Here is a 21,403-nt window from a genome sequence, read left to right as displayed (position 1 = left end):
TAGGAAAAATAATGATGAAACCTTTTGTTTTAAAGATGTTGGGCTTAACTTTACTGCTTGGCGGTTGTTCTTCTAGTACCGTAGATTATATATCTACACGAGCTACGCCCGGCTATACCCAATCTTCTTTAGATCAATCTTTGGACTGTGTTGGGCAAGCACTTGAGCAATTTTCACCCGATTCTCCGAGAGTTTCTTTATTTATTGTTTCAAATGTTACCGATGGAACGGTTCGACAACAGGCTTTGCATAGCCCTTTATCCGATTCAGGTGTATTCCATCTCCGCACGCGTATTCATGCGCTTTTCCCTTCTACACTAGCTAGGGTTATTAAAGAAGAACCGCTGATTTTACAAGCTGTAAACGGACCTGTAGGTATTAATGCATTTGGTTTGGTTAATACCGACTATCTTCAAGCATATCAACAGGGTAACTTGTCATCTATTAATTTTGGCCGTAAGCAAGCAGGGCTCCCCTCGGCTGCTTATTTACAACTGGTACCCATTGAAGCAGCATTTACACGCAACGACCAAGATGATTTTTTCAGCGGCGGCCAAGGGTATAATGCTTCTCAAAGCAAAGCAAGAATTAGGGGTAACTTGGATTATGGAACCAGTAGCTCTTCTAAAGTGATTAGCCTGGCAGTGAATGTGTCTGATCCATCTACCAATACTATCGCCTACGCAACTTCTTTCGATTTAAAATATTCTGCCAGTCGTAAGCAATTCAGCTTGCAGTTGACGGGTACGGAACCCGGCGCCGGTTATTCATTTTCCTCTGGCGAGATAGAAAGCGTTCAAAGTGCACAGCAAGTATTACTTGATGCGGCTAGCTTATGGATTGCTGATTTGGCTTATCCTGAGTTGCAATTGAATAAAAAATGTTACCGTAGTCAAATTTCTTAAAGTGCCGGTAAGTTATCGTTATATATATAAAGGGCAGATAAGTATCTGCCCTTCGCTGTTTTAAAGATTGTAAATAATGCACGGGTATTTAAAATAATTTAGATGGTATATTTAAATGTTTTTGTATTATCAAAATGATAATATTAAAGAAGCTGGTTTGTTGGATACTATTATTTATGGAGGTTTGATTTGTTATCAGTATTAGAGGAAGTATGCAATAATGCGTTTAATTCATCAATAATTTCAACCCAAACAGCATCACGCTCCCATTCTTCTTGTAAAAATGCACGTTGTTTATCTGTCCAAAAATCTGCATCAATTAATCTTTGAGAGTGGTCGAGTTGGTGCTCTTTGATAAACTTCTCAATTGAAGCTTCATCATTATCCAAGCCTAATTGGGCAAATAAATCTGCCATTACATAATCTGTTTGACCTAGCATATTAAAATTCCTTTCTAAAATTGTGTATTACACTGTTAAGACGGGGAAAGCAATATAAATTTGTTAATTAATACATATTTTTATAAGTTAATGATGTAATTGTCCGGATGGTCAATTTTTATAAATATTTTTAATAAATATGAATTATGGAGCAACGAGAAAATTATTTTTTCTGTTAACTGCATTCTAAATAATATAGCTAATCCCAGCTATATATGTAAAGCTTTTTATCTTTTGTATATTTTTTTAGTACGGCTCCGTAATATCTGCACAGTTTTATTATTATCAAATAAATTTATCAAGTTACATTATGATTAAAACAGTTTGTTTTTAGTAGTATTTATCTTTTCTTTTGTAATAATTTAACTTAAAATGATTAAATAAAATGTAGCATCTAGTTAATTTGTAAATAATTATTTAGATATTTTCTATTTAGGCATCTGATATTTATTTTTATATTTAAAAGCTGTTGTTCAAGATCTTTGAATACTGCTTTTTATGTGTTGATATTTTAAATAGATATTATAGTGGTTTATTTAATATTAAAAGTTAATAGACTGAATATTGGGATAAAAGGAGGCCTTATGACTTTAATAATAAAAGGGTTAAAAATGGGTAGTCATTTTGGTATTTGTTTATTTTTAACTGCATTTATAGCGTATGCCCATGCAGATGGGCGAGGGTTGCAAAACAATGAATTAATAGAGAATGCAGCTTCACAAGTGAATAATCAATTTGAAAAAAAACCGGATGATCCTAATCGTCTTGTGCCACCCTCAAAGCAACCCGCATCTGTGAATAAAATATCAAGATATAATAAAAACGCTTCAAAGCAAGTAAAATCGAAACCAGCAGCGCCAAATCCGGCGACGGCTAAAGATAAGGCAAAAGCTTCCGAGCGTGCTTATAGAAACAAGGTGCAGGAAAATCCACCTTTTAAAGATTTGGATAAATTGAGTTCTACCGAACGCGAAAAAGTATTAAAAAAATCACTACCGATGATTGGACAATATGGCAATATTGATTCCACCGGATTGGGTAGCTATCCGCGCTTGGAAGGAGAGATTTATCGTTCGGATAAGCCTATAATTTATTATATTGAGCAATAAAGCAGGTTTTTTGAAACCTTATCGGAAAAGGCCGTCTGAAACCGAATAGACAAAGGAAAATCATGCAAAACCACATCACGCCTAATTTTGTGTTTTCCCCAATGATTCCCGATCATGGCAAGGGTAGCCGTGTTTGGGATAGAGAAGGGCGGGAGTATATCGACTTAGCCGGTGGCATTGCCGTGAATGCGTTGGGGCATTGCCATCCCGCATTGATCGAAGCGCTAACCGAACAAGCCGGTAAGCTTTGGCATGTTTCCAATATCTACACTACCGAGCCCGCTCAAACATTGGCGGCCAAACTGACCGAACATACTTTTGCCGATAAGGTTTTCTTTTGTAATTCAGGGGCGGAGGCCAATGAAGCGGCTTTAAAATTGGCGCGAAAATATGCCCGTGATCATTTCGGTGAAGAGAAAAACGAAATCATTGCTTGTGTGAATGCTTTTCACGGGCGTACCTTATTTACCGTATCGGTAGGCGGGCAAGCTAAATACAGCCGCGATTTTGCACCGCTGCCGCCCGCGATTACCCATGTTCCGTTTAATGATGCCGAGGCATTGGCAGCGGCTATCTCTGAAAAAACCTGTGCGGTGATTATCGAGCCGATACAAGGTGAGAGCGGTGTGTTACCGGCGGATAGTGCGTTTTTAGAAGCGGCACGCCGTTTGTGCGACCAACATCAGACCCTATTGATTTTTGATGAAGTACAAACCGGTATGGGGCGGACGGCCAAACTGTTTGCACACGAACATTACGGCGTAACCCCCGATATTATGACCAGTGCGAAAGCTTTAGGTGGCGGGTTCCCTATCGGCGCCATGCTGACAACCGATAAAATAGCCTCCAGCTTAGGCCCGGGAACACATGGCACCACTTTCGGCGGCAACCCATTGGCTTGTGCGGTTGCTAACCGTGCATTCGATATTATTAATAGCCCGGAAACCTTGCAACATGCCGAGCAACAGGGACGTAAATTGCAGGCTGCGCTAACGGCATTGGGCGAGGAAACCGGTGTTTTCCAAGAAGTGCGCGGTATGGGCTTGCTTATCGGCTGCGTATTGGCCGAGCCATATCGGGATCGTGCCGGCGAATTGATTCAGACGGCCTTAAATCATGGTTTGATGATTTTAGTGGCCGGAAGCAATGTGATTCGGTTTGCCCCCAGTTTGCTGATTGATGATGAAGACTTGGAAGAAGGTATGAAGCGGTTACGTGAAGCCTTATTAAGTTGGCGCACACAAGCATAAACTCAAGGCCGTCTGAAATCTTTCAGACGGCCTTCTGGTTTGATATATGTTTATGATTAAAATAGCTTATCCGATACGGTAAAAAGCCAAGCTGCCTAAGATATTCGGTAGTAGGTTAACCTGTTTGCCTGCCGTCATCACGGTGCGTTCCAAAACGCGGATTTGGTTGTTTTCACACAAACGGTCGAAATCTTGCAGGGTACACCAGTGGATATTGGGCGTGTTATACCACTGATAGGGCATACGTTCGGATACGGGCATATGGCCGAGTAGGGCGATTTGCAAACGGTTGCGCCAATAGCCGAAATTCGGAAACGAAACAATGGCTTGTTTGGCAACGCGGGTGAGGTCGCGCAGAATAGTTTCGGTATTTTGCATGGCCTGTATGGTTTGGCTTAATACCAAAATATCGAAACTGTTGTCGTCAAAATCCTGCAAGCCCTGTTCTAAATCGGATTGAATCACGTTAACACCGCGTTCGATTGCGGCAATGACACTATCGGTATCGATTTCGATACCGTAGCCGCTGCAATTTTTGCGCTTGATTAATGCGGAAAGCAATTCGCCATCGCCGCAGCCTAAGTCTAAAACACGGCTGCCGGATGGAATCCAATCGTAAATCAGTTGCAAGTCGTCGCGTAATTGAGTCATTGGCTGCATTCCTTCGCTACATTATTCATATAGGCGCGCACGGCACGGATATAAGGCTCGTCGGTCATGAGGAAAGCATCGTGGCCGTGGGTGGATTCCACTTCGATATATTGAACGTGTTTTCCGGCTCGAACCAAATGTTTTACTAGGGCGCGCGAGCGGGCGGGGGCAAAGCGCCAGTCGGTGCTGAAGCTGGCAATAAAGAATTTCGCCTGTACGGTTTTTAAGGCGGCGTTCAAATCATTGTTAAACTCGGCGGCGGGGGCGAAATAGTCTAAAGCTTTGGTCATACGCAGATAAGTGTTGGCATCAAAGCGGTTGGCAAATTTATCGCCCTGATAACGTAGGTAGGATTCTACTTCGAATTCAACGTCATAGCCGTATTGATACCCTTCACTCTGCATGCTTCTGCCGAATTTTCTGCTTAAACCCTGTTCGGCCAGATAAGTGATGTGGCCCATCATGCGGGCAATGCGTAGCCCGCGGCGGGGAATGGTTTGATAACGGCGGTAGTGCCCGTCGTGGAAATCGGGGTCGGTAATAATGGCTTGGCGGGCGACATCGTTGAATGCGATGTTTTGTGCCGATAAACGGGTGGCCGATGCGATAACCAGCGCATGCCGTACGCGATCGGGAAAATCAATGGTCCATTGCAAAGCCTGCATACCGCCCAAGCTGCCGCCGACAACAGCCGCCCATTGGCGGATGCCGAAATAGTCGGCCAATAGTGTTTGGCTTTTTACCCAGTCTTTCACGGTAACAATCGGAAAATCGGCGCCGTATTCTTCGCCGGTTTCGGGGTTGTGGCTCAACGGCCCGGTGCTGCCGTGGCACCCGCCGAGATTATTGAGGCCGACCACGAAAAAACGTTTGGTATCAATCGGTTTGCCGGGGCCGACCATATTGTCCCACCAGCCGGGGTATTTGTCGTCTGGCGAATGTTTGCCGGCAACATGATGATTGCCGGATAGCGCATGGCAGATTAAAACGGCATTGGATTTTTCCGGATTGAGCGTGCCATAGGTTTCAATCATTAAATCAAAACGCGGCAGTGTTTGCCCGTTTTGCAACGCGAACGGTTGCTCAAACGGGATTTTTTGCGGGGTTACAATCCATGTGTCGGTAGTGTGTGTTGTCATTTCTATGGGCGGAAATGTCGGAAAAAAGTTATTATAGCGGCTTGGCCGAAGCTTGTGCTAACCGTTTTTAAGCGGCTGCGGCTATTTTTTAATAAAATATATTGGCGCGTGAAGTTCGGTATCGGCTTGATGTGGATGATAGGTTTCAGACGGCCGGAGGGCTGATATTATGGGCCGTATTATACGGATTGTTTTTTTTCTGGCTTTAATCGGCTTGATTGTTCACCATTTGTTCAGCCGTTCTCAAAAACGGGCTTTGCACGAGGTGATTCAAATCAGCGCGTGGGTGTGTGTGGCCGCAGCGGTGTTGGCGATATTGTGGCATTGGTTTATCGGTTTTTGAGTTTTAAAATATTTCAATAATAAAGCCGTCTGAAATGTTTCAGACGGCTTTATTTATTTATGTTCGAATTCCGATTGAGTGTTTGCCTGTCGGTGTTGAATACATTCGGCAGCATATTCTTCCCCCCATTTGTATATGGTTCGGATTACGGGCATCAGGGTGAGGCCGAGTTCGGTAAGCGAATATTCTACTTTCGGCGGCACTTGCGGATAGACTTCACGATGCACAATGCCGTCTTTTTCGAGTTCGCGCAGTTGCAAGGTCAGCATCCGTTGGGTAACGGGCGGCATCAGGCGTTGCAGTTCGTTAAAACGGCGGGTTTCAACGCTGAGGTGGTAGAGAATCAATACTTTCCATTTGCCGCCGATAATATCTAGTGTGGAAACAACAGGGCAGCAGGGGTCGTTCGGAGGGATTGTGGTTTTCATTGTGATGTTTCTTTCTGTTTAATTAATAGTATAAAAAATGTATGTACTTGTTAAAAAGTTTGTATGTAGTATAATACATAAAACCAAAAAAAGCATAGTAATTGAAATAAAAAACCATTAAATCTTAAATAAGGCCGTCTGAAATGGTTTGGCGGACATACACACGAAAGGAGTGCGCTATGCGTATTGCAGAATTAGACCGTATTAACGAATTGGCTCGAAAAGCCAAAACTTCAGGTTTGAGCGAGGCCGAGTTATCGGAGCGTGCGGCTTTGCGCCAAGCTTATATCGGAAAAGTGTGCGGACAACTGACCAATATTTTATCGGTGGTAACCGTTGTCGATGTGGAAGGCAATGATGTCACACCTGATAAATTGCGTCAGGCACAGGCTGCCGGTATGCAGGTGCATTAAAGATAACTGAATTTTATTTTTAGGCAGTAAGTTTGTAAGTTTGGCGGTATTCATTAATCCGAGTAGAATGGAAAAACATGTAGGCCGGTTTGCTTTGGTTACAAACCGGCCTGCTCTTTTGTTCTTGTATAGGAGTTTTGCAGATGAATACAGTAAGTAATTATCAGGAGTTATTGACCGCTGTAATGCGCGGTGATAAAGAGATTGTCATTAGCCGTAATATTCGGGCGTTGGGTTCGATTATGTTGGCTCCTGATATGGTATTGCGCGGAAAAGCACAAGAAAACGGCGAATTGCCGACGCTCACTTTCTCCAATAGCGACGGCATTGCCATTACTAAAAACAACCGCATTGCCGACTTAAATATTCAAACCGATGTGAAACATCGTGCTGTTTATAATGTCTTGCAAGAAAAAGATTTAGGTAAGTTTGATTTCAATAATCTGACTTTGGTCGGCCAGTTTTCTTTTATTACCCGTGCGGGCACCCAATCTGCAAAACTGAATATTAATAACTTGGATATTGTTGCCTGCGATGCGCGCCATCATCCCGAACAGCCGCAAAAATACGGTGTCAACGTATATCAGGGCGCATTAACGGTATATAACTTCAACAGCCAAAAAGACAGCCGAATCGATTTAACCATCGACAATATCCGTATCGGTCGCGAGCATGCGCCGGTATTGGGTTCGGGTTTGTTTGTTTCCGGTTTCGGCGACGAGGGCGGTCAAGTGGTGGCAGACCGCATTACCACGCAAGCGGTTTATTCAGACGGCCGTCTGCCTTTCGGCGTGCCGGATATTATTACCGCTGCGGTCTTTATCGTTTATGGTGCCAAAGTGAAAGAGCTGGTTCACCATGAAAATATCGTAACATACGGCGTAAACGATATGGTCTTGGATACTTGGGGTCATGTTGATAATTGGCTGTCTGAAAAAAATGTTTTGTCATACGGCCCCAGCGGTATCGGCTTTGTCAACTTCGGCACGGTCGGTAATTTTGTGGTGAAAGGCGAAGTGGCGACCTATGGCATGGGCGCACGCGGTTATAACCAATATGACGGCACGGTCGATAATATTGAATTCGGCAGCATTTCCACTTACGGCGACGGTTCTATCGGTATTCAATTGAGCCGTAAAATCGGTAAATTAACCGTACACGGTGATGTAAAAACCTATGGTAGCGAAGGCGATTCATTGGTGAAAGGCGTGGTTCTACGTTTGAAACCGTTGGCCTTGTCGATTCAAAGCGGCGGTGAAGCCGAACAAATCCATATCGGCGGTAATTTAGAAACCTTGGGCGACGGCGTGAGCGCGTTGGACGTGAAAAAAGGCGGTAAAATTCAAGCCATGCAGGTTGGCGGCGAGATTGTTGCTAAAGGCAAGGGTAGCCAACGGTTAGTGATTGAAGAAGGTGCCGAAGTGCCGGCAAATGTTCAATAAGGTTTAACGGATACGGTTTTATTATCGAAAAAGAAAGGCGGATGATTATCCGCCTTTTTTATTTTGTTTTTACCGAGCCAATAAAACGGATAAACGTTCAACAATCGCCGTTGCCGCCTGATTTTTATCGGTTTCGGGGAATTCGGTTTCACCCTGTTCGTCAATAATGGTAATCCGGTTAACGGGTTTGCCCATGGCTAATGCCACATCGTTGGCCACCAACATCGGAATGCCTTTTTTCAGCCGCTTGGCGCGGGCATGTTCCAATACTTTTTCACTTTCGGCAGCAAAACCGACGCAAAAAGGCGCGTGTTCAAGTTTGGCGACCGAAGCGAGTATATCGGGGTTTTCCGTAAGCTCGATAACGGGCGGCGTGCCGGAGCCGTCTTTTTTCAATTTTTGGCTGCTACTGTTTTTCACTTTATAGTCTGCGACGGCGGCAACCGAAATAAATACGTCTTTCCCCGTAATCTCGGCCATAACGGCGCGATACATTTCCTCGGCGCTTACGGCTTGGGTGGTTGAAGTCAAACCTGTCGACAGTGTGGTTTGAATCTGTCCGTAAATCAATGAAACTTCGGCACCGGCGGCACGGCAGGCACGGGCAAGCGCCATGCCCATTTGGCCGCTGGAAATATTGGTAATGCCGCGCACCGGATCAATCGCTTCGAATGTCGCACCGGCGGTTATCAATATTTTTTTGCCCTGCAAGCGTTTCGGCGCCCATAAGTCGGGCAGCAGTTCGGCCAGCTCCGCCGCTTCGGGCATACGGCCGATGCCGATTTCGCCGCAAGCCTGTTCGCCCGATGCGGGCGTGAAAACGGTGATGCCGTCGTCGCGAAGCCGGGCAATATTGCGCAGATTGGCCGGGTTGTGCCACATTTCCACATTCATGGCAGGGGCAACTGCCAAGGGGCAGGTGCGGGCGGCGGCTAGGTTGGTGAGTAGGTTGTCGGCAATACCATTGGCGATTTTGGCTAAGGTGTTGGCACTGGCGGGGGCAATAAGAAAAATATTGGCTTGGCGGGTCAGATTGATATGGGCCATACCGTTGCCGTCTGCGCCGTGATGCGTTTCCGATAAAACAGGATTGCCACTGAGGGCTTGGAAAGTCAGCGGCGATACGAATTCGGTGGCGGCGCGGCTCATGGCAACGCTCACCTGATGGCCCTGTTTTTTCAATAGGCGCACCAGTTCGCATGATTTATAGGCGGCAATACCGCCGCTGATGCCGAGAAGAATATGTTTGCTCATGGTGTGTAATATTCGAAATGTTTTATATACAGGCCGTCTGAAAATTTTCAGACGGCCTGTCAGTATCTAATCAATATAGAACGATTGGTTTATATAGCAGGGATATGATCAGGCCGTCTGAACGGTAGTTTGCGCCAGTGCTTTTTGTTGATGTTCCATCAATTCGCTTATCCCTTTGCTGCCCAACTCAATCAGCTTGTTAAGTTCTTCAATGCTGAAAGGCGCACCTTCGGCCGTGCCTTGAATTTCAATGATTTTACCGGAAGCCGTCATCACAATATTAATATCACTGTCGCAGCCGGAATCTTCGGGATAATCCAAATCCAATAACGGCACACCGCCGACAACACCCACGGATACGGCGGCAACGGCTTCGCGAATAGGGTTGTGCACCAACATACCGGCCTCAACCAGTTTGTTAATCGCCATTTGCAAGGCCACAAAAGCACCGGTAATCGATGCGGTACGGGTACCGCCGTCGGCCTGAATCACATCGCAATCTATCAGAATCTGACGTTCGCCCAATTTATCAAGCTCAACCACTGCGCGTAACGAGCGGCCGATTAAACGTTGGATTTCCTGCGTGCGGCCGCTTTGTTTGCCTGCCGATGCTTCCCGCCGCATACGCGAAGCAGTGGAAGCCGGCAACATGCCGTATTCCGCTGTGACCCAACCCTGATCTTTGCCGCGCAAAAACGGCGGCAGGCTTTCGTCGATGGAGGCCGTGCAGATAACCTTGGTATTGCCCGCTTCAATCAGGCAGGAGCCGTCGGTATGAGGCAGGAAGTTGGGGGTGATTTTAATTTCGCGCAGTGCATCGGCAGGGCGTGAGGTACGGGTATAAACGGTCATAATGATTCCTTAATCTCTGATGCGGCGGATTATAACACGCAAAATTGTGGTATATTTTCCGAGCTTTCACTCGATAAATTTTAAAACGGAGTAAAACCCCATGACTATTCGAAGCATGACAGGCTTCGCCAATGCTGCCGGAGAATGCGGCGGCAAGCGTATTAATTTGGAAATTCGCGCTGTAAACCACCGTTATCTTGATGTACAGTTCCGTATGCCTGATGACTTGCGCCATCTTGAAAGCGTATTGCGGGAAAATATTGCCATGCATGCCACACGCGGTAAACTCGAATGCCGTATCCAAATTCAGGATATTGCCGGCAGCGCACAAGGTTTGGATGTCAATCAGGATTTGGTATCGCAATTAGCTGCACTTAATGGGCAATGGCGTAAGGAATACAAAGAATTAGGCAAGTTAACTGTGGCCGATATTTTGAAATTCCCCGGTGTATTAGTCAGCCAGAATGAAGATGCGGAAGTATTTGCCGAAGCGGTGAAAAAATTATTGGAACAGGCTTTAGTTGACTTTACCGCCGCACGTGCCCGCGAAGGGGAAAAGCTTTCGCAGCATTTATTTTGGCGTTTGCAGGAAATGGAAAGAATTATCAATAATTTAAGTGGCATTTTTCCAAGCTTATTGGAAGCACATATGGAAAAAGTCCGTACCCGTTTAAAAGAAGCGGTATCCAATATTGATAATGACCGTTTGCAGCAGGAGTTCGCTTTATTTATCCAAAAATCGGATGTGGATGAAGAGTTCAGCCGTTTGCGTACTCATATTGAAGAAGTGCGCCGCACAATCATGACATCAAAAGGCCGTAGTGTCGGCAAGCGTTTGGATTTTTTGATGCAGGAGCTGAATCGTGAGGCTAACACATTAGGCAGCAAGGCGATTGCGGCGGAATGTACTCAGGCTTCGGTGGATTTGAAAGTATTAATCGAGCAAATGCGTGAACAGGTGCAGAATATCGAATAATGTTTTCAGACGGCTTAATTAAGGTATAAAGGCGGATAGAATATCCGCCTTTATTTTGAGATTGGCTTATAGAGAGAACATTTAATTTATTCTAAATTTATTAATAGAATTGAATGAAAATAAAATAATAAAATAGTGAAGCCGTCTGAAAACTTTTTTCAGACGGCTTGATTTCAATATTGCAATGGTTATACCCTAATCACGCTTTGAACATTTGTAATTGCATTTAGGGCTTTGATAATATTATTGAGTTGGTCGGTATTCTTAACTGTAATGAAGAACTTAAATTGAATAAATCCTTCCGTACCCGATTTTTTCTGAGGTGTTTCCACCGATTCGATATCGGCACCTGCCGAAGAAATCGCCTGTGCCATTAGCGCCAATAAACCATGCGCATCAAGTGAGCTGACAATTAAAGTGCTTCTGAATGTTTGATCGGGGATGCTTTCCCAATCGGCATCCAGTTGTTGTTCAGGATCAGCTTTCAACAGGTTCGGGCAGTTATCACGGTGGATAACCAATCCCTGATCTTTAATCAGCACCGCGCGTACTGCATCTCCCGGTAAAGGTTGGCAGCATGGGGCAAGATGTACTCGTCCCATCGTTTGGCCGTTAATTTTAATCGGGCTCAGGCGGACTTCATCACCGAAGTGTTCACCGGCTAACTCGGCAATGTGCATGGCAACGGTAATCGGCAGGGTGTGCCCCATGCCGACGCTGTATAGCACATCTTCAAATGTTTTTTGCTGATTGTTCAAATCATTGAGGTATTTCTCTTTCAATGTTTCAGACAGCAAAATATTTTTCGGCAATAAGCTGGAGAGGGCTTTTTGCAGTAGATTTTCACCCAATGTAACCGCATCTTTGCGGTTCATATTTTTAATATAGTTTCGGATGGCGCTTCTGGCTCGACTGGATACGACAAAATCCAACCATGCCGGGTTTGGCTTGGCGTGTTCGGAAGTAATTACTTCAACAGTATCGCCTGTTTTTAATTTAGTCCTCAGCGGCATCATAGTATTGTTGATGCGTGCGGAAATAGTATGGTGGCCGATATCGGTATGGATGGCGTAAGCGAAGTCAATCGGGGTAGAGCCTTTGGGCAATGTTAAAATTTTGCCTTTTGGCGTTAGGATATAGACTTCATTGGGGAATAAATCAACTTTAACAGCTTCGAAAAACTCCATGGCATTGGCACTGCCGGCTTGTAGATCAAGGATATTTTTCAACCAGCGGTTGGTGTGCAGTGTTGCCTGATCCACTGTGCTTTCGCCGGATTTGTAAATCCAATGCCCGGCAACGCCACCCTCGGCAACGGCATCCATTTCGTGAGTGCGTATTTGAACTTCAATCGGCAGTCCGTAGGGGCCTACCAAGGTGGTGTGCAGGCTTTGATAGCCATTGCTTTTAGGAATGGCGATATAGTCTTTAAAGCGGCCCGGCTTGGGTTGGTATAAGCCGTGAAGTGCGCCAAGTGCTGCATAACAGGCAGGAATACTGTTCACAATCACGCGAAAACCGTAAATATCCATCACATCGGCAAAACGCAGGTTTTTGGTGTGCATTTTTTGATGAATGCTGTATAGGTTTTTCTCACGGCCTTTGATTTTAGCCTCTATATTGGCTTCGACCAAACGTAGACCAAATGCCCGCAATACTTTCCCCACCACATCACGACGATTGCGGCGGCTGGCTTTCATGGCTTTTTGCAGGGTTTCGTAGCGGCGTGGGTGAAGATTTTTGAATGATAAGTCTTGTAATTCCTGATAGGCGTTGTTCAGACCGATACGGTTGGCAATTTGGGCGTAGATTTCCAGTGTTTCTTGTGCAATTCGGCGGCGTTTGTCCGGGCGCATGGCACCCAATGTACGCATATTGTGTAGGCGGTCGGCCAGCTTGACGACAATAACACGCACGTCTTTGGTCATCGCCAAAATCAGTTTGCGAAAGCTCTCGGCCTGATGTTCGGCTTGATTGTTGTATTCGAGTTTTTCCAATTTGGAAAGGCCGTCTACCATTTCGGCAATGGTTTCTCCGAATTCTTCGGCCATTTCGGCTTTGGTCACACCCGTATCTTCCAGTACATCGTGCATAATGCCTGCGCACAAGCCTTGTATATCCATATGCCAGATGGCCAGTTGGGCGGCAACGGCTAAAGGATGGGTGATATAAGGTTCGCCGCTTTTGCGTGTTTGTCCGTCGTGCGCATGAAAAGCATAGGCACAGGCCTTTTCGAGCAGCTCCTGATCCTGCGGGGTAAGGTAAGAAGCAGTACGGAACAGTAAATCGCGGGCTTGCGCCGTAAGAGGGTCATACGGCGCGGTGGGGGCTGGCGTATGCATTCAGACGGCCTTAAAAATTATTTGCCGCGTTTGAGGAATTCGGCACCGATTTCACCGGCGGCGATTTCACGAAGGGCGGTAACGGTAGGTTTGTTGTTGCGGATATCGTCAACCAGCGGTGTAGTGCCGTTTTCAAGTTGGCGTGCGCGGCGGGCGGCGGTCAGAGTTAAATCGAAGTGGTTCGGGATTTTGCTTACACAATCTTCAACGGTAATTCGTGCCATGTTGATGGTTCCTTAAATAAAAAAATAATCAGTATTTTGATGAATTATAAAGTCAGGCTATATTGTCGCTGTTTTTACAAGAATTTTCCAATAGTTTTCTAAGGTTGTGCCAATAGATTTTCAATAAAGGCATGTTGTGCCGATTGTTTCAGGCGTTGGGCTTTAATAATCGCCAATAAATCGGCTTCGGCTTCAAGTAAATCATTGTTGACAACAATATAGTCAAATGAAAAAGCCTGTTCGATTTCGCTACGCGCTTTGCTCAGGCGCTTATTAATCACTTCCGGGCTATCGGTACCGCGTCCGGTCAGCCTGTCGGCCAGCACTTGGAAAGAGGGGGGCAGTATAAAAATACTGCATGCGTCGGGCAATACGCGGCGTACTTGTTCTGCACCCTGTATGTCGATTTCGAGAATCACATCATAACCTTGATCGCGGAGGCTGTTGATACTTTCGAAACTGGTGCCGTAATAGTTGTCGAAAACTTTGGCATGTTCGAGAAAGGCCTGTTCTCGGATAAGCGCTTCGAATCTGGCGGCATCGACAAAATAGTAATGACGGCCGTGTTCTTCACCGGTGCGCGGTGCGCGGGTGGTATGGGATACGGAAACGCGTATGTCGCTGCGGGATTGGAGTAAGCGCGAAACCAAAGTGGTTTTGCCCGTACCCGATGCGGCTGAAATAATAAAAATATTACCTTTGGTAGGGGACGACATAAAAATGATTCCAAATAAAAGAAATTTTATGGTTTATTATGCCATATAGCCTGATGGGGCGACAACGTGCGCCAACTTTTGCTACAATTTAATATTTGTATTTGAAAAAATAATTCCAAGGTATCGCTTATGTTTATCCATCCTGATGTTATGGGTGTGGCCGCGCTGGCTGAAAAAATCCGTAAAATACCGGATTGGCCTAAAAAAGGTATTTTGTTTCATGATATTACCCCTGTTTTACAAAGCCCCGAATATTTCAGATTATTAGTCGATTTGCTGGTTTACCGCTATATGGGGCAGAAAATCGATGTAGTGGCGGGTTTGGACGCACGCGGTTTTATTATCGGAGCTGCTTTGGCTTACCAGCTGAATGTCGGGTTTGTGCCCATCCGCAAAAAAGGCAAACTGCCTTTTAATACCTTATCGCAAAGCTATGAATTGGAATATGGCGAGGCGACGGTAGAAATCCATACCGATGCGATTACAAAAGGTGCGCGCGTTTTACTGGTTGACGACTTGGTGGCGACGGGCGGTACGATGAAAGCCGGTATCGAATTGGTGCGAAAATTGGGCGGTGAAATTATCGAAGCGGCTGCCATTTTGGAATTTACCGATTTATCCGGCGGGGAAAGTATCCGCGCGCAGGGTGTGCCATTGTTTACGCTGTATCAAAATGATGGCTCTATGCCTGAAACCGATAAATAGTTTATTGTTTTTATATAAGCTTTTAAGGCCGTCTGAAAATGGTTTTGTGATAGGCAAACCTATTTTCAGACGGCCTCTATGTTTTCGTTGATTAGCGGAAAATATGGTATAATTTTGCGCTTTAAATATTTATTCCGTAAAGGGTTTATTGAAATGATTTCTACCAACGGCATTACCATGCAGTTCGGCGCCAAGCCGCTGTTTGAAAATGTATCTGTCAAATTCGGCGAAGGTAACCGCTACGGCCTGATTGGTGCCAATGGTTCGGGCAAGTCTACATTTATGAAAATTTTGGGCGGCGATTTAGAGCCGACCAGCGGCGAAGTGGCGATTGAAAACGGTGTCCGCCTCGGTAAATTGCGCCAAGACCAGTTTGCCTATGAAGATATGCGCGTGTTGGATGTGGTGATGATGGGGCATACTGAAATGTGGGCGGCCATGACCGAACGCGATGCCATCTATGCCAATTTGGAAGCCACGGAAGATGACTATATGCACGCGGCCGAGTTGGAAGCCAAGTTTGCCGAATACGACGGCTATACCGCAGAAGCCCGTGCCGGTGAGTTATTGAGCGGTGTCGGCATTGACGAATCGTTGCACAACGCACAAATGAGCGAAGTGGCGCCCGGTTTTAAATTGCGCGTATTGTTGGCGCAGGCTTTGTTTTCCAAACCCGATGTATTGTTGCTTGACGAACCGACCAATAACTTGGATATCAATACCATCCGCTGGTTGGAAGGTGTATTGAACCAATATGATTCGACCATGATTATTATTTCGCACGACCGCCACTTTTTAAATGAGGTCTGCACCCACATGGCCGATGTGGATTACAACAGCATCACCATCTATCCCGGCAACTACGATGATTATATGCTGGCTTCGGCGCAATCGCGCGAACGCGCATTGAAAGACAATGCCAAAGCCAAAGAGAAATTGCAGGAGCTGCAAGAATTTGTCGCCCGCTTCTCGGCCAATAAATCCAAAGCCCGTCAGGCAACCAGCCGTCTGAAACAAGCCGATAAGATTAAATCGGAAATGGTGGAAGTGAAACCTTCTACCCGTCAAAACCCTTATATCCGTTTTGAAACCGATGAAAAAGCCAAGCTGCACCGCCAGGCGGTGGAAGTAGCAGGCTTGAGCAAGCGTTTTGAAAAACAATTGTTCAAAAATATGAATTTTATGTTGGAAGCGGGCGAGCGTTTGGCTATTATCGGCCCGAACGGGGCGGGTAAATCCACTTTATTAAAATTATTGGCAGGTGCGTTCAATCCGGAATACAGCGACGGTATCGAGCCGGACAGCGGCACCATCAAATGGGCGGAAAAAGCCAATGTCGGCTATTATCCGCAAGATCATGAAAACGATTTTGATGTTCATGCGAATCTGACCGAATGGATGCGCCAATGGGGACAGGAAGGTGACGACGAGCAAACTATCCGCGGCACGCTCGGTCGTTTGTTGTTCGGCAGTAATGATGTGGTGAAACAAGTTCAGGTGCTGAGCGGAGGTGAAAAAGGCCGTATGCTTTATGGCAAATTGATTTTGTTGAAGCCTAATGTATTGGTGATGGACGAACCGACCAACCATATGGATATGGAAAGTATCGAATCACTGAATATGGCTCTGGAAAAATACAAAGGCACTTTGATTTTCGTATCGCACGACCGCCAATTTGTATCCTCTCTGGCTACTCAGATTATCGAGTTAGACGGCAATGGCGGTTATGAACATTATCTTGGCGATTATGAAAGCTATTTGGAGAAAAAAGGTTTGGTGTAAAGCATCATCCCGATTAAAAACCGACATGTTTGAGCATGTCGGTTTTTTGTATATTGTGACAGTATTTTATACCGTCGCAATCTTTTATTATTTCACTTCCGAAGAGATTTCCACATCAATATTGCCGCGGGTGGCTTTTGAATAAGGGCAGATTTGGTGTGCGGCATCTACTGCTTTTTTCACTTCTTCGGCGCTTAAACTGGTGTTGCTGGCGATAACGTGTAATTTGGCAGCGATATTGTAGCCGTGATTATCATCTTGCAATAAGTCCACTTCGATTTCAATAGTAGAATCAAATTGCAGGTTTTGCATTTGTTTGACTACGCCTAATGCACCGTCAAAACATGCGCCGTAGCCCATGGCGAAAAGCTGTTCGGGGTTGTTGCCTTCTTTGCCGGAGCCGGGCATGGCCATATTAATCACCAAGTCGCTATCGCTTAGTTTGGCTGTTCCGGCGCGGCCGCCAACCACGGTTGCTTTTGTAGAATATAATTTTTTCATCAAAGTATCCTTAAATAAACCTAATCGATGATAATCAATCGGATTGAATCATCAGGTTTCAGTGTTATTTCAAATGTTAAATTGTAGATTGTAGATTTTTATCTTATTAAAGGAATGTAGCGAAAAATAAGATTTTTTCATTCTAGCAAATCGGTTTGTTAATAAAGAAGTATTTGATATTCAAATGTTGTAATTATTTGCTAATGAATTTTAAAAGGTGGGCGGTCAACCGATTCGTTTGGGATTGGCATTAAATATGCTTCTGTTGTGAGTATGTATATAAAATAAATAGTTATCTTTTCAGACGGCCTGATGAATACAGGCCGTCTGATTTTGATCTTGTCAGATAATTTTATAAAGCCGGATAGCCCGCTTAAAGCCCCATAGCATGCCGGATGAGGCGGTTTTTCATCCACGGCGCAGCATTGACTAGGTTTAGGCCAGTATTGCGGATGAGCGGTAGCGCAGGCAGTTTTTTTTCGTTGAACAAACGGAATAAACCGTCGCAACCGGTTTGCATGGTGCGTACGGGCGCCAAACGGCTGAGGGTATATTGGCGCAATAATTGGTAGGCGCCGATATCGGCGGCATCGCGGCTGAGGTCGGCAAAGGCGGCAACATCGCCGAAACCGAGATTGACACCCTGTCCGGCTAGCGGGTGAATCGTGTGGGCGGCATCCCCCATCAGAATAATGCGTTGTGCCGATGTGGATTCGGGGCGGCGCAGAATCAGATTAAAGGCAAAAGCGGGCGATAGCGGTTGCAGGTTACCCAATACGTTTTTGCTTTTTCGGGTGACTTCCGCTGCCAGCGCTTCAGGCGATAACGAAGTGAGTTTTTCCGGCGTAAACGTGCTCCAAACCATAGAAATTTTATGATCGGGCAGCGGCAGGCAGGCCAATATTTCACCGTCTTCAAACCATTGGAAGGCGGTGCCGTTGTGGTCTTTTTCAGTATGAAAGTTGGCAACTACGCCGTGTTGGCCGTAGGGCGTTTCGTTGACTTGAATGCCGCTTTGTTTGCGTACCCAAGAGTTGGCACCGTCGGCGCCGATAATCAAACGGGCGTTTAGGGTTTCGCCGTTTTGTAGCGTTAGGGAGGCCGTCTGAATATCGGTTTGCAGGGCAACGGCGGCTTCCTGAATCACGGGGATATCAAGGGCGCGGATTTGTTGCCATAAGGCGGCAAGCAGCCAACGGTTTTCGGCGATATAGGTGAGAAACGGCGTATTGGTTTCGGCGGCGCTAAATTCAATTTGTCCACCGTTGTCGCCGCGAACGTCCATACGCGATACGCCCTGTATGCGGCTTTCAGACGGCCATGCGTCTAGCGATTGCAATAAGGCGCGGTTGGCCGGGCTGATGGCGTAAATACGGGCATCCCAATCTTGATTGAGAAAGTCGGGGTCGGTTTGTGGCGGGCGTATTTCTATCAGAGCCACATCGCGGCCTTGTTTTTTCAGGGCAACAGCGGCAGCCACGCCGACCAATCCGCCGCCGATAATCAGGATTTCATGTGTCATATAAGGTATTCCCGTGGGTTCGCTTCGGATTATAACGCAAACGGTTGCCTGCGATGGCAAAAGCCTAGGTATAAACCGTATTCAGACGGCCTTAACCGCTTTGTTTTATTCGCGATAATCCAAAACAAAATGTGCCTGATCGTCTTGGGCGAGCAGTTTGGTTAATGCGGGTAGGGTGTCTTGCAATTGTTGCGCCAGTATATAAGGCGGATTCAATATAAACATGCCGCTGCCGTACATGCCGAAGCCGTCTGAACGGGGGGCGTATACATGTAGTTCGGTGTGCAGATAATGTTCGGGCGACAGTTTTTTCAGTTGTTCGGGCAGTTTCCGGCTTTCTTCGCGGCTTAGGCACGGGTACCACAACAGATAACAGCCTGAAGCAAAGCGTTTTTGGGCGGCTTTTAGGGTGTTGATGACTCTGGCGTAGTCTTGTTTTTCTTCATAAGGCGGGTCGATTAACACCACGGCGCGGCGGGTCGGCGGCGGCAGTAGCGCGATTAAACCCTGATAGCCGTCGGATTGGCTAATCAGCCCGCGCTTCCCTAAACGGGCTTCCTGCATATTGTGTTGTAAATGTTGGTAGTCGGTCGGGTGTAGTTCGAATAGGCGCAGTTTGTCGCTAGGGCGGGTCATGGCTTGCGCCAACCACGGTGAACCGCAATAAAGATGCGGTTGCGGCAATATGTTTTTCAGACGGCCTTTGAAACTATTGAGCGGTTCGGGCAGAGATTCGGCCTGCATCAATAGTGAAAACCCGTGTTTGTATTCGCCGACTTTTTGCGCTTCGCCGCCGCTTAAATCATATAAACCGGCGCCGCTGTGGGTATCGATATACCAATAGGGTTTGTCTTTGCGGTTGAAATAATCGAGAGTGAGGTAAAGCACAAAGTGTTTGAGCATATCGGCATGGTTGCCGGCATGAAAGGCGTGGCGGTAGCTGAGCATAAATAAAGGCCGTCTGAAACGATAAAAACTGTTTATTTTAAGCCAAGAGCGGTTGCGGCGGTAGGGCATGGCGGCAATAAGCTTTCAGACGGCCTATATGGTGTGAAAACCATACCGTGTTCCGTATAATGTTTCGGTTTCAGATAGAAGATAAAACCGATGAGTCATTTGATTGTATTGAATAAGCCGGACGGTGTGATATGCCAGTTTTCACCGCATGAGAAATACGAAAGTTTAAAAGATTATATTGATGTTGCGGATTTTTATCCGGCCGGCCGCTTGGATACCGATAGCGAAGGTTTGCTGCTGCTGACCGACGACGGCCGTTTACAGGCGAGGATTGCGCATCCGAAGCATGGTAAGAAAAAAACCTATTGGGCGCAGGTGGAGGGTGTGGCGGACGAAGCGAAACTTAATTTGCTGCGTTCCCGTATGGACTTGGGGGATTTTGTGACCCAAGCGGCTAAGGTGAGGGTTTTAGATGCTGCCGAAACGGATCGCTTATGGCCGCGGCGCACGCCTATCCGAGTGCGTAAAACCGTGCCTGATTTTTGGGTGGAAATCATTATTAGCGAGGGGAAAAACCGCCAAGTACGCAAAATGACGGCGAAAGCCGGCTATCCCTGTTTGCGTTTGGTGCGGGTAGCGGTAGGCCGTCTGAATATTTTTGATTTGGAGCTGGCGTCGGGCGAATGGCGGTTTTCAGATGATTTGCCTTAATAAAATAAGCGCGGTTTCGACCATAAAAACAGTTTAGCCGAATAGGGTCAATACCTGTTTGAATAAGCCGAATGCCAGATAAAACATCATCACCGCAATGGCGGTATCGAGTATCTGCCAAACGCGTTCGCGTTGAAACAATGGCAATAATAGGCGCGCACCGTAGCCGAGGCTGAAAAACCATACGCCGGAAGCCAGCAATGCGCCGATAAGAAATAGAAATTTATCGTGTTGATTTAAATGATTCGCATAACCGCCGATAAGCACGACGGTATCGATATAAACATGAGGGTTGAGCAGGGTGATGGCCAATGTAGCGGCTATGCTTTTTATGATGGATGAGGGTTGGCTTTGCCCCGCCTGAATCGACATATGCCCGCCGCCCTGCCATGCCCGTTTTAGGTTCATGAGGCCGTAAACCAACAGAAAAATGCCGCCGGCCAAGGCCAATAAAGCGGATATTTTGGGGCTGTCGGAAAGTAGGGCGGAAACGCCGAATACGCCGCAACTGATTAGAAAAACATCACACAACCAGCAAGTTAAGACAATGGCGCCGATATGTTGTTTTAACAAGCCTTTTTTCAAGACAAACGCATTCTGCGCGCCGATGGCAATAATCAGGCCGCTGGAAATCATCAGTCCGTTGAAAAAAGGGTTCATATCAATATGCTTTGTCTGTAAATAAAATCGATTGCAGTCGAATGCGGGTATGCAGCCTGCTTTGATAGCTGGTGCATACCC

General features: G+C 46.2%; 23 protein-coding genes. 10 read left to right on the top strand and 13 right to left on the bottom strand.

All coding sequences use genetic code 11. The features are described 5' to 3' along the window. The first annotated feature begins 11 nt into the window (after positions 1–11). A complete protein-coding gene (locus D0T92_RS07605; protein WP_151051685.1) occupies positions 12–905 on the top strand; it encodes a hypothetical protein in 894 nt (297 codons plus the stop codon). 170 nt (positions 906–1,075) lie between these two features. Here the strand turns inward: D0T92_RS07605 and D0T92_RS07600 are convergent, their stop codons facing one another. Next, complete coding sequence (locus D0T92_RS07600; RefSeq protein WP_151051683.1) at positions 1,076–1,345, bottom strand: DUF2789 domain-containing protein; 270 nt, start codon at positions 1,343–1,345, stop codon at positions 1,076–1,078. 584 nt (positions 1,346–1,929) lie between these two features. Here D0T92_RS07600 and D0T92_RS07595 point away from each other — a divergent pair. Next, positions 1,930–2,454 (top strand): hypothetical protein, encoded by a 525-nt coding sequence (locus D0T92_RS07595; RefSeq protein ID WP_151051681.1) that lies wholly within the window; start codon positions 1,930–1,932, stop codon positions 2,452–2,454. Between the two features lie 62 nt (positions 2,455–2,516). Beyond that, positions 2,517–3,704, top strand: coding sequence for an acetylornithine/succinyldiaminopimelate transaminase (locus D0T92_RS07590; protein ID WP_151051679.1), 1,188 nt, complete (start codon positions 2,517–2,519; stop codon positions 3,702–3,704). A 66-nt stretch (positions 3,705–3,770) separates the two neighbouring features. On the opposite strand, the gene metW is transcribed toward D0T92_RS07590, so the two are convergent. Next, on the bottom strand, positions 3,771–4,355 hold the full coding sequence (gene metW / locus D0T92_RS07585) for a methionine biosynthesis protein MetW (RefSeq protein WP_151051677.1): 585 nt from the start codon (positions 4,353–4,355) through the stop codon (positions 3,771–3,773). Beyond that, entirely contained in the window at positions 4,352–5,494 is a 1,143-nt protein-coding gene (gene metX / locus D0T92_RS07580) for a homoserine O-succinyltransferase MetX (protein ID WP_151051675.1), read from the bottom strand. The genes metW and metX overlap by 4 nt, the downstream gene beginning before the upstream one ends. A gap of 169 nt (positions 5,495–5,663) precedes the next feature. Between metX and D0T92_RS11395 the strand changes: the two genes are divergently transcribed. Next, positions 5,664–5,837, top strand: a complete 174-nt coding sequence (locus D0T92_RS11395; RefSeq protein ID WP_191963620.1) for a protein MIGRI — start codon at positions 5,664–5,666, stop codon at positions 5,835–5,837. A gap of 53 nt (positions 5,838–5,890) precedes the next feature. On the opposite strand, the gene D0T92_RS07575 is transcribed toward D0T92_RS11395, so the two are convergent. After that, positions 5,891–6,265 (bottom strand): winged helix-turn-helix transcriptional regulator, encoded by a 375-nt coding sequence (locus tag D0T92_RS07575; protein ID WP_151051673.1) that lies wholly within the window; start codon positions 6,263–6,265, stop codon positions 5,891–5,893. Positions 6,266–6,444: 179 nt separating this feature from the next. Here D0T92_RS07575 and D0T92_RS07570 point away from each other — a divergent pair, with 179 nt between their 5' ends. Beyond that, positions 6,445–6,678 (top strand): DUF896 domain-containing protein, encoded by a 234-nt coding sequence (locus D0T92_RS07570; protein WP_151051670.1) that lies wholly within the window; start codon positions 6,445–6,447, stop codon positions 6,676–6,678. A gap of 143 nt (positions 6,679–6,821) precedes the next feature. Further along, on the top strand, positions 6,822–8,120 hold the full coding sequence (locus D0T92_RS07565; protein ID WP_225315092.1) for a hypothetical protein: 1,299 nt from the start codon (positions 6,822–6,824) through the stop codon (positions 8,118–8,120). Positions 8,121–8,189: 69 nt separating this feature from the next. On the opposite strand, the gene coaBC is transcribed toward D0T92_RS07565, so the two are convergent. Then, complete coding sequence (gene coaBC / locus D0T92_RS07560; protein ID WP_151051668.1) at positions 8,190–9,374, bottom strand: bifunctional phosphopantothenoylcysteine decarboxylase/phosphopantothenate--cysteine ligase CoaBC; 1,185 nt, start codon at positions 9,372–9,374, stop codon at positions 8,190–8,192. A gap of 108 nt (positions 9,375–9,482) precedes the next feature. Further along, complete coding sequence (gene rph, locus D0T92_RS07555) at positions 9,483–10,226, bottom strand: ribonuclease PH (protein ID WP_151051666.1); 744 nt, start codon at positions 10,224–10,226, stop codon at positions 9,483–9,485. A 100-nt stretch (positions 10,227–10,326) separates the two neighbouring features. On the opposite strand from rph, the gene D0T92_RS07550 reads away from it, so the two are divergent. Further along, positions 10,327–11,202, top strand: coding sequence for a YicC/YloC family endoribonuclease (locus D0T92_RS07550; RefSeq protein WP_191963619.1), 876 nt, complete (start codon positions 10,327–10,329; stop codon positions 11,200–11,202). Positions 11,203–11,390: 188 nt separating this feature from the next. Here D0T92_RS07550 and D0T92_RS07545 read toward each other — a convergent pair whose 3' ends face one another. The 3 genes from D0T92_RS07545 to gmk form a co-directional block, all read right to left on the bottom strand. After that, the gene (locus tag D0T92_RS07545) at positions 11,391–13,544 is read right to left on the bottom strand and encodes a RelA/SpoT family protein (protein WP_151051664.1); all 2,154 of its coding nucleotides are present in this window, start codon (positions 13,542–13,544) and stop codon (positions 11,391–11,393) included. A 17-nt stretch (positions 13,545–13,561) separates the two neighbouring features. Continuing rightward, positions 13,562–13,768, bottom strand: coding sequence for a DNA-directed RNA polymerase subunit omega (gene rpoZ, locus D0T92_RS07540; protein ID WP_151051662.1), 207 nt, complete (start codon positions 13,766–13,768; stop codon positions 13,562–13,564). A 98-nt stretch (positions 13,769–13,866) separates the two neighbouring features. Beyond that, the gene (gene gmk / locus D0T92_RS07535; RefSeq protein ID WP_151051660.1) at positions 13,867–14,484 is read right to left on the bottom strand and encodes a guanylate kinase; all 618 of its coding nucleotides are present in this window, start codon (positions 14,482–14,484) and stop codon (positions 13,867–13,869) included. Between the two features lie 129 nt (positions 14,485–14,613). Here gmk and D0T92_RS07530 point away from each other — a divergent pair, with 129 nt between their 5' ends. Both D0T92_RS07530 and D0T92_RS07525 read left to right on the top strand, forming a co-directional pair. Further along, complete coding sequence (locus D0T92_RS07530) at positions 14,614–15,189, top strand: adenine phosphoribosyltransferase (protein ID WP_151051658.1); 576 nt, start codon at positions 14,614–14,616, stop codon at positions 15,187–15,189. A 153-nt stretch (positions 15,190–15,342) separates the two neighbouring features. Further along, the gene (locus D0T92_RS07525) at positions 15,343–16,971 is read left to right on the top strand and encodes an ABC-F family ATPase (protein ID WP_151051656.1); all 1,629 of its coding nucleotides are present in this window, start codon (positions 15,343–15,345) and stop codon (positions 16,969–16,971) included. Between the two features lie 87 nt (positions 16,972–17,058). Here D0T92_RS07525 and D0T92_RS07520 read toward each other — a convergent pair whose 3' ends face one another. From D0T92_RS07520 to D0T92_RS07510, 3 genes are all read right to left on the bottom strand, one after another. Then, positions 17,059–17,472: an organic hydroperoxide resistance protein gene (locus D0T92_RS07520; RefSeq protein WP_151051654.1), complete on the bottom strand. Its 414-nt coding sequence runs from the start codon at positions 17,470–17,472 to the stop codon at positions 17,059–17,061. Positions 17,473–17,845: 373 nt separating this feature from the next. Continuing rightward, complete coding sequence (locus D0T92_RS07515) at positions 17,846–18,994, bottom strand: UbiH/UbiF family hydroxylase (RefSeq protein WP_151051652.1); 1,149 nt, start codon at positions 18,992–18,994, stop codon at positions 17,846–17,848. 105 nt (positions 18,995–19,099) lie between these two features. After that, entirely contained in the window at positions 19,100–19,942 is an 843-nt protein-coding gene (locus D0T92_RS07510; RefSeq protein WP_151051650.1) for a 23S rRNA (adenine(2030)-N(6))-methyltransferase RlmJ, read from the bottom strand. A gap of 159 nt (positions 19,943–20,101) precedes the next feature. On the opposite strand from D0T92_RS07510, the gene D0T92_RS07505 reads away from it, so the two are divergent. Continuing rightward, a complete protein-coding gene (locus tag D0T92_RS07505; protein ID WP_151051648.1) occupies positions 20,102–20,662 on the top strand; it encodes a pseudouridine synthase in 561 nt (186 codons plus the stop codon). A gap of 33 nt (positions 20,663–20,695) precedes the next feature. Here the strand turns inward: D0T92_RS07505 and D0T92_RS07500 are convergent, their stop codons facing one another. Continuing rightward, positions 20,696–21,322, bottom strand: coding sequence for a LysE/ArgO family amino acid transporter (locus D0T92_RS07500; RefSeq protein WP_151051646.1), 627 nt, complete (start codon positions 21,320–21,322; stop codon positions 20,696–20,698). Between the last annotated feature and the right edge of the window lie 81 nt (positions 21,323–21,403).

The organism is Neisseria zalophi (assembly GCF_008807015.1).
Taxonomy (GTDB): Bacteria; Pseudomonadota; Gammaproteobacteria; order Burkholderiales; family Neisseriaceae; genus Neisseria; species Neisseria zalophi.
The sequence above is the reverse complement of the archived record's forward strand: the minus strand, read 5'-3'. Positions and strand labels throughout refer to the sequence as shown.

Coding starts and splice junctions, on each gene's coding strand:
- D0T92_RS07605 (WP_151051685.1), top strand. CDS start 12: ATGATGAAACCTTTTGTTTTAAAGATGTTGGGCTTAACTTTACTGCTT.
- D0T92_RS07600 (WP_151051683.1), bottom strand. CDS start 1,345: ATGCTAGGTCAAACAGATTATGTAATGGCAGATTTATTTGCCCAATTA.
- D0T92_RS07595 (WP_151051681.1), top strand. CDS start 1,930: ATGACTTTAATAATAAAAGGGTTAAAAATGGGTAGTCATTTTGGTATT.
- D0T92_RS07590 (WP_151051679.1), top strand. CDS start 2,517: ATGCAAAACCACATCACGCCTAATTTTGTGTTTTCCCCAATGATTCCC.
- metW (WP_151051677.1), bottom strand. CDS start 4,355: ATGACTCAATTACGCGACGACTTGCAACTGATTTACGATTGGATTCCA.
- metX (WP_151051675.1), bottom strand. CDS start 5,494: ATGACAACACACACTACCGACACATGGATTGTAACCCCGCAAAAAATC.
- D0T92_RS11395 (WP_191963620.1), top strand. CDS start 5,664: ATGGGCCGTATTATACGGATTGTTTTTTTTCTGGCTTTAATCGGCTTG.
- D0T92_RS07575 (WP_151051673.1), bottom strand. CDS start 6,265: ATGAAAACCACAATCCCTCCGAACGACCCCTGCTGCCCTGTTGTTTCC.
- D0T92_RS07570 (WP_151051670.1), top strand. CDS start 6,445: ATGCGTATTGCAGAATTAGACCGTATTAACGAATTGGCTCGAAAAGCC.
- D0T92_RS07565 (WP_225315092.1), top strand. CDS start 6,822: ATGAATACAGTAAGTAATTATCAGGAGTTATTGACCGCTGTAATGCGC.
- coaBC (WP_151051668.1), bottom strand. CDS start 9,374: ATGAGCAAACATATTCTTCTCGGCATCAGCGGCGGTATTGCCGCCTAT.
- rph (WP_151051666.1), bottom strand. CDS start 10,226: ATGACCGTTTATACCCGTACCTCACGCCCTGCCGATGCACTGCGCGAA.
- D0T92_RS07550 (WP_191963619.1), top strand. CDS start 10,327: ATGACTATTCGAAGCATGACAGGCTTCGCCAATGCTGCCGGAGAATGC.
- D0T92_RS07545 (WP_151051664.1), bottom strand. CDS start 13,544: ATGCATACGCCAGCCCCCACCGCGCCGTATGACCCTCTTACGGCGCAA.
- rpoZ (WP_151051662.1), bottom strand. CDS start 13,768: ATGGCACGAATTACCGTTGAAGATTGTGTAAGCAAAATCCCGAACCAC.
- gmk (WP_151051660.1), bottom strand. CDS start 14,484: ATGTCGTCCCCTACCAAAGGTAATATTTTTATTATTTCAGCCGCATCG.
- D0T92_RS07530 (WP_151051658.1), top strand. CDS start 14,614: ATGTTTATCCATCCTGATGTTATGGGTGTGGCCGCGCTGGCTGAAAAA.
- D0T92_RS07525 (WP_151051656.1), top strand. CDS start 15,343: ATGATTTCTACCAACGGCATTACCATGCAGTTCGGCGCCAAGCCGCTG.
- D0T92_RS07520 (WP_151051654.1), bottom strand. CDS start 17,472: ATGAAAAAATTATATTCTACAAAAGCAACCGTGGTTGGCGGCCGCGCC.
- D0T92_RS07515 (WP_151051652.1), bottom strand. CDS start 18,994: ATGACACATGAAATCCTGATTATCGGCGGCGGATTGGTCGGCGTGGCT.
- D0T92_RS07510 (WP_151051650.1), bottom strand. CDS start 19,942: ATGCTCAGCTACCGCCACGCCTTTCATGCCGGCAACCATGCCGATATG.
- D0T92_RS07505 (WP_151051648.1), top strand. CDS start 20,102: ATGAGTCATTTGATTGTATTGAATAAGCCGGACGGTGTGATATGCCAG.
- D0T92_RS07500 (WP_151051646.1), bottom strand. CDS start 21,322: ATGAACCCTTTTTTCAACGGACTGATGATTTCCAGCGGCCTGATTATT.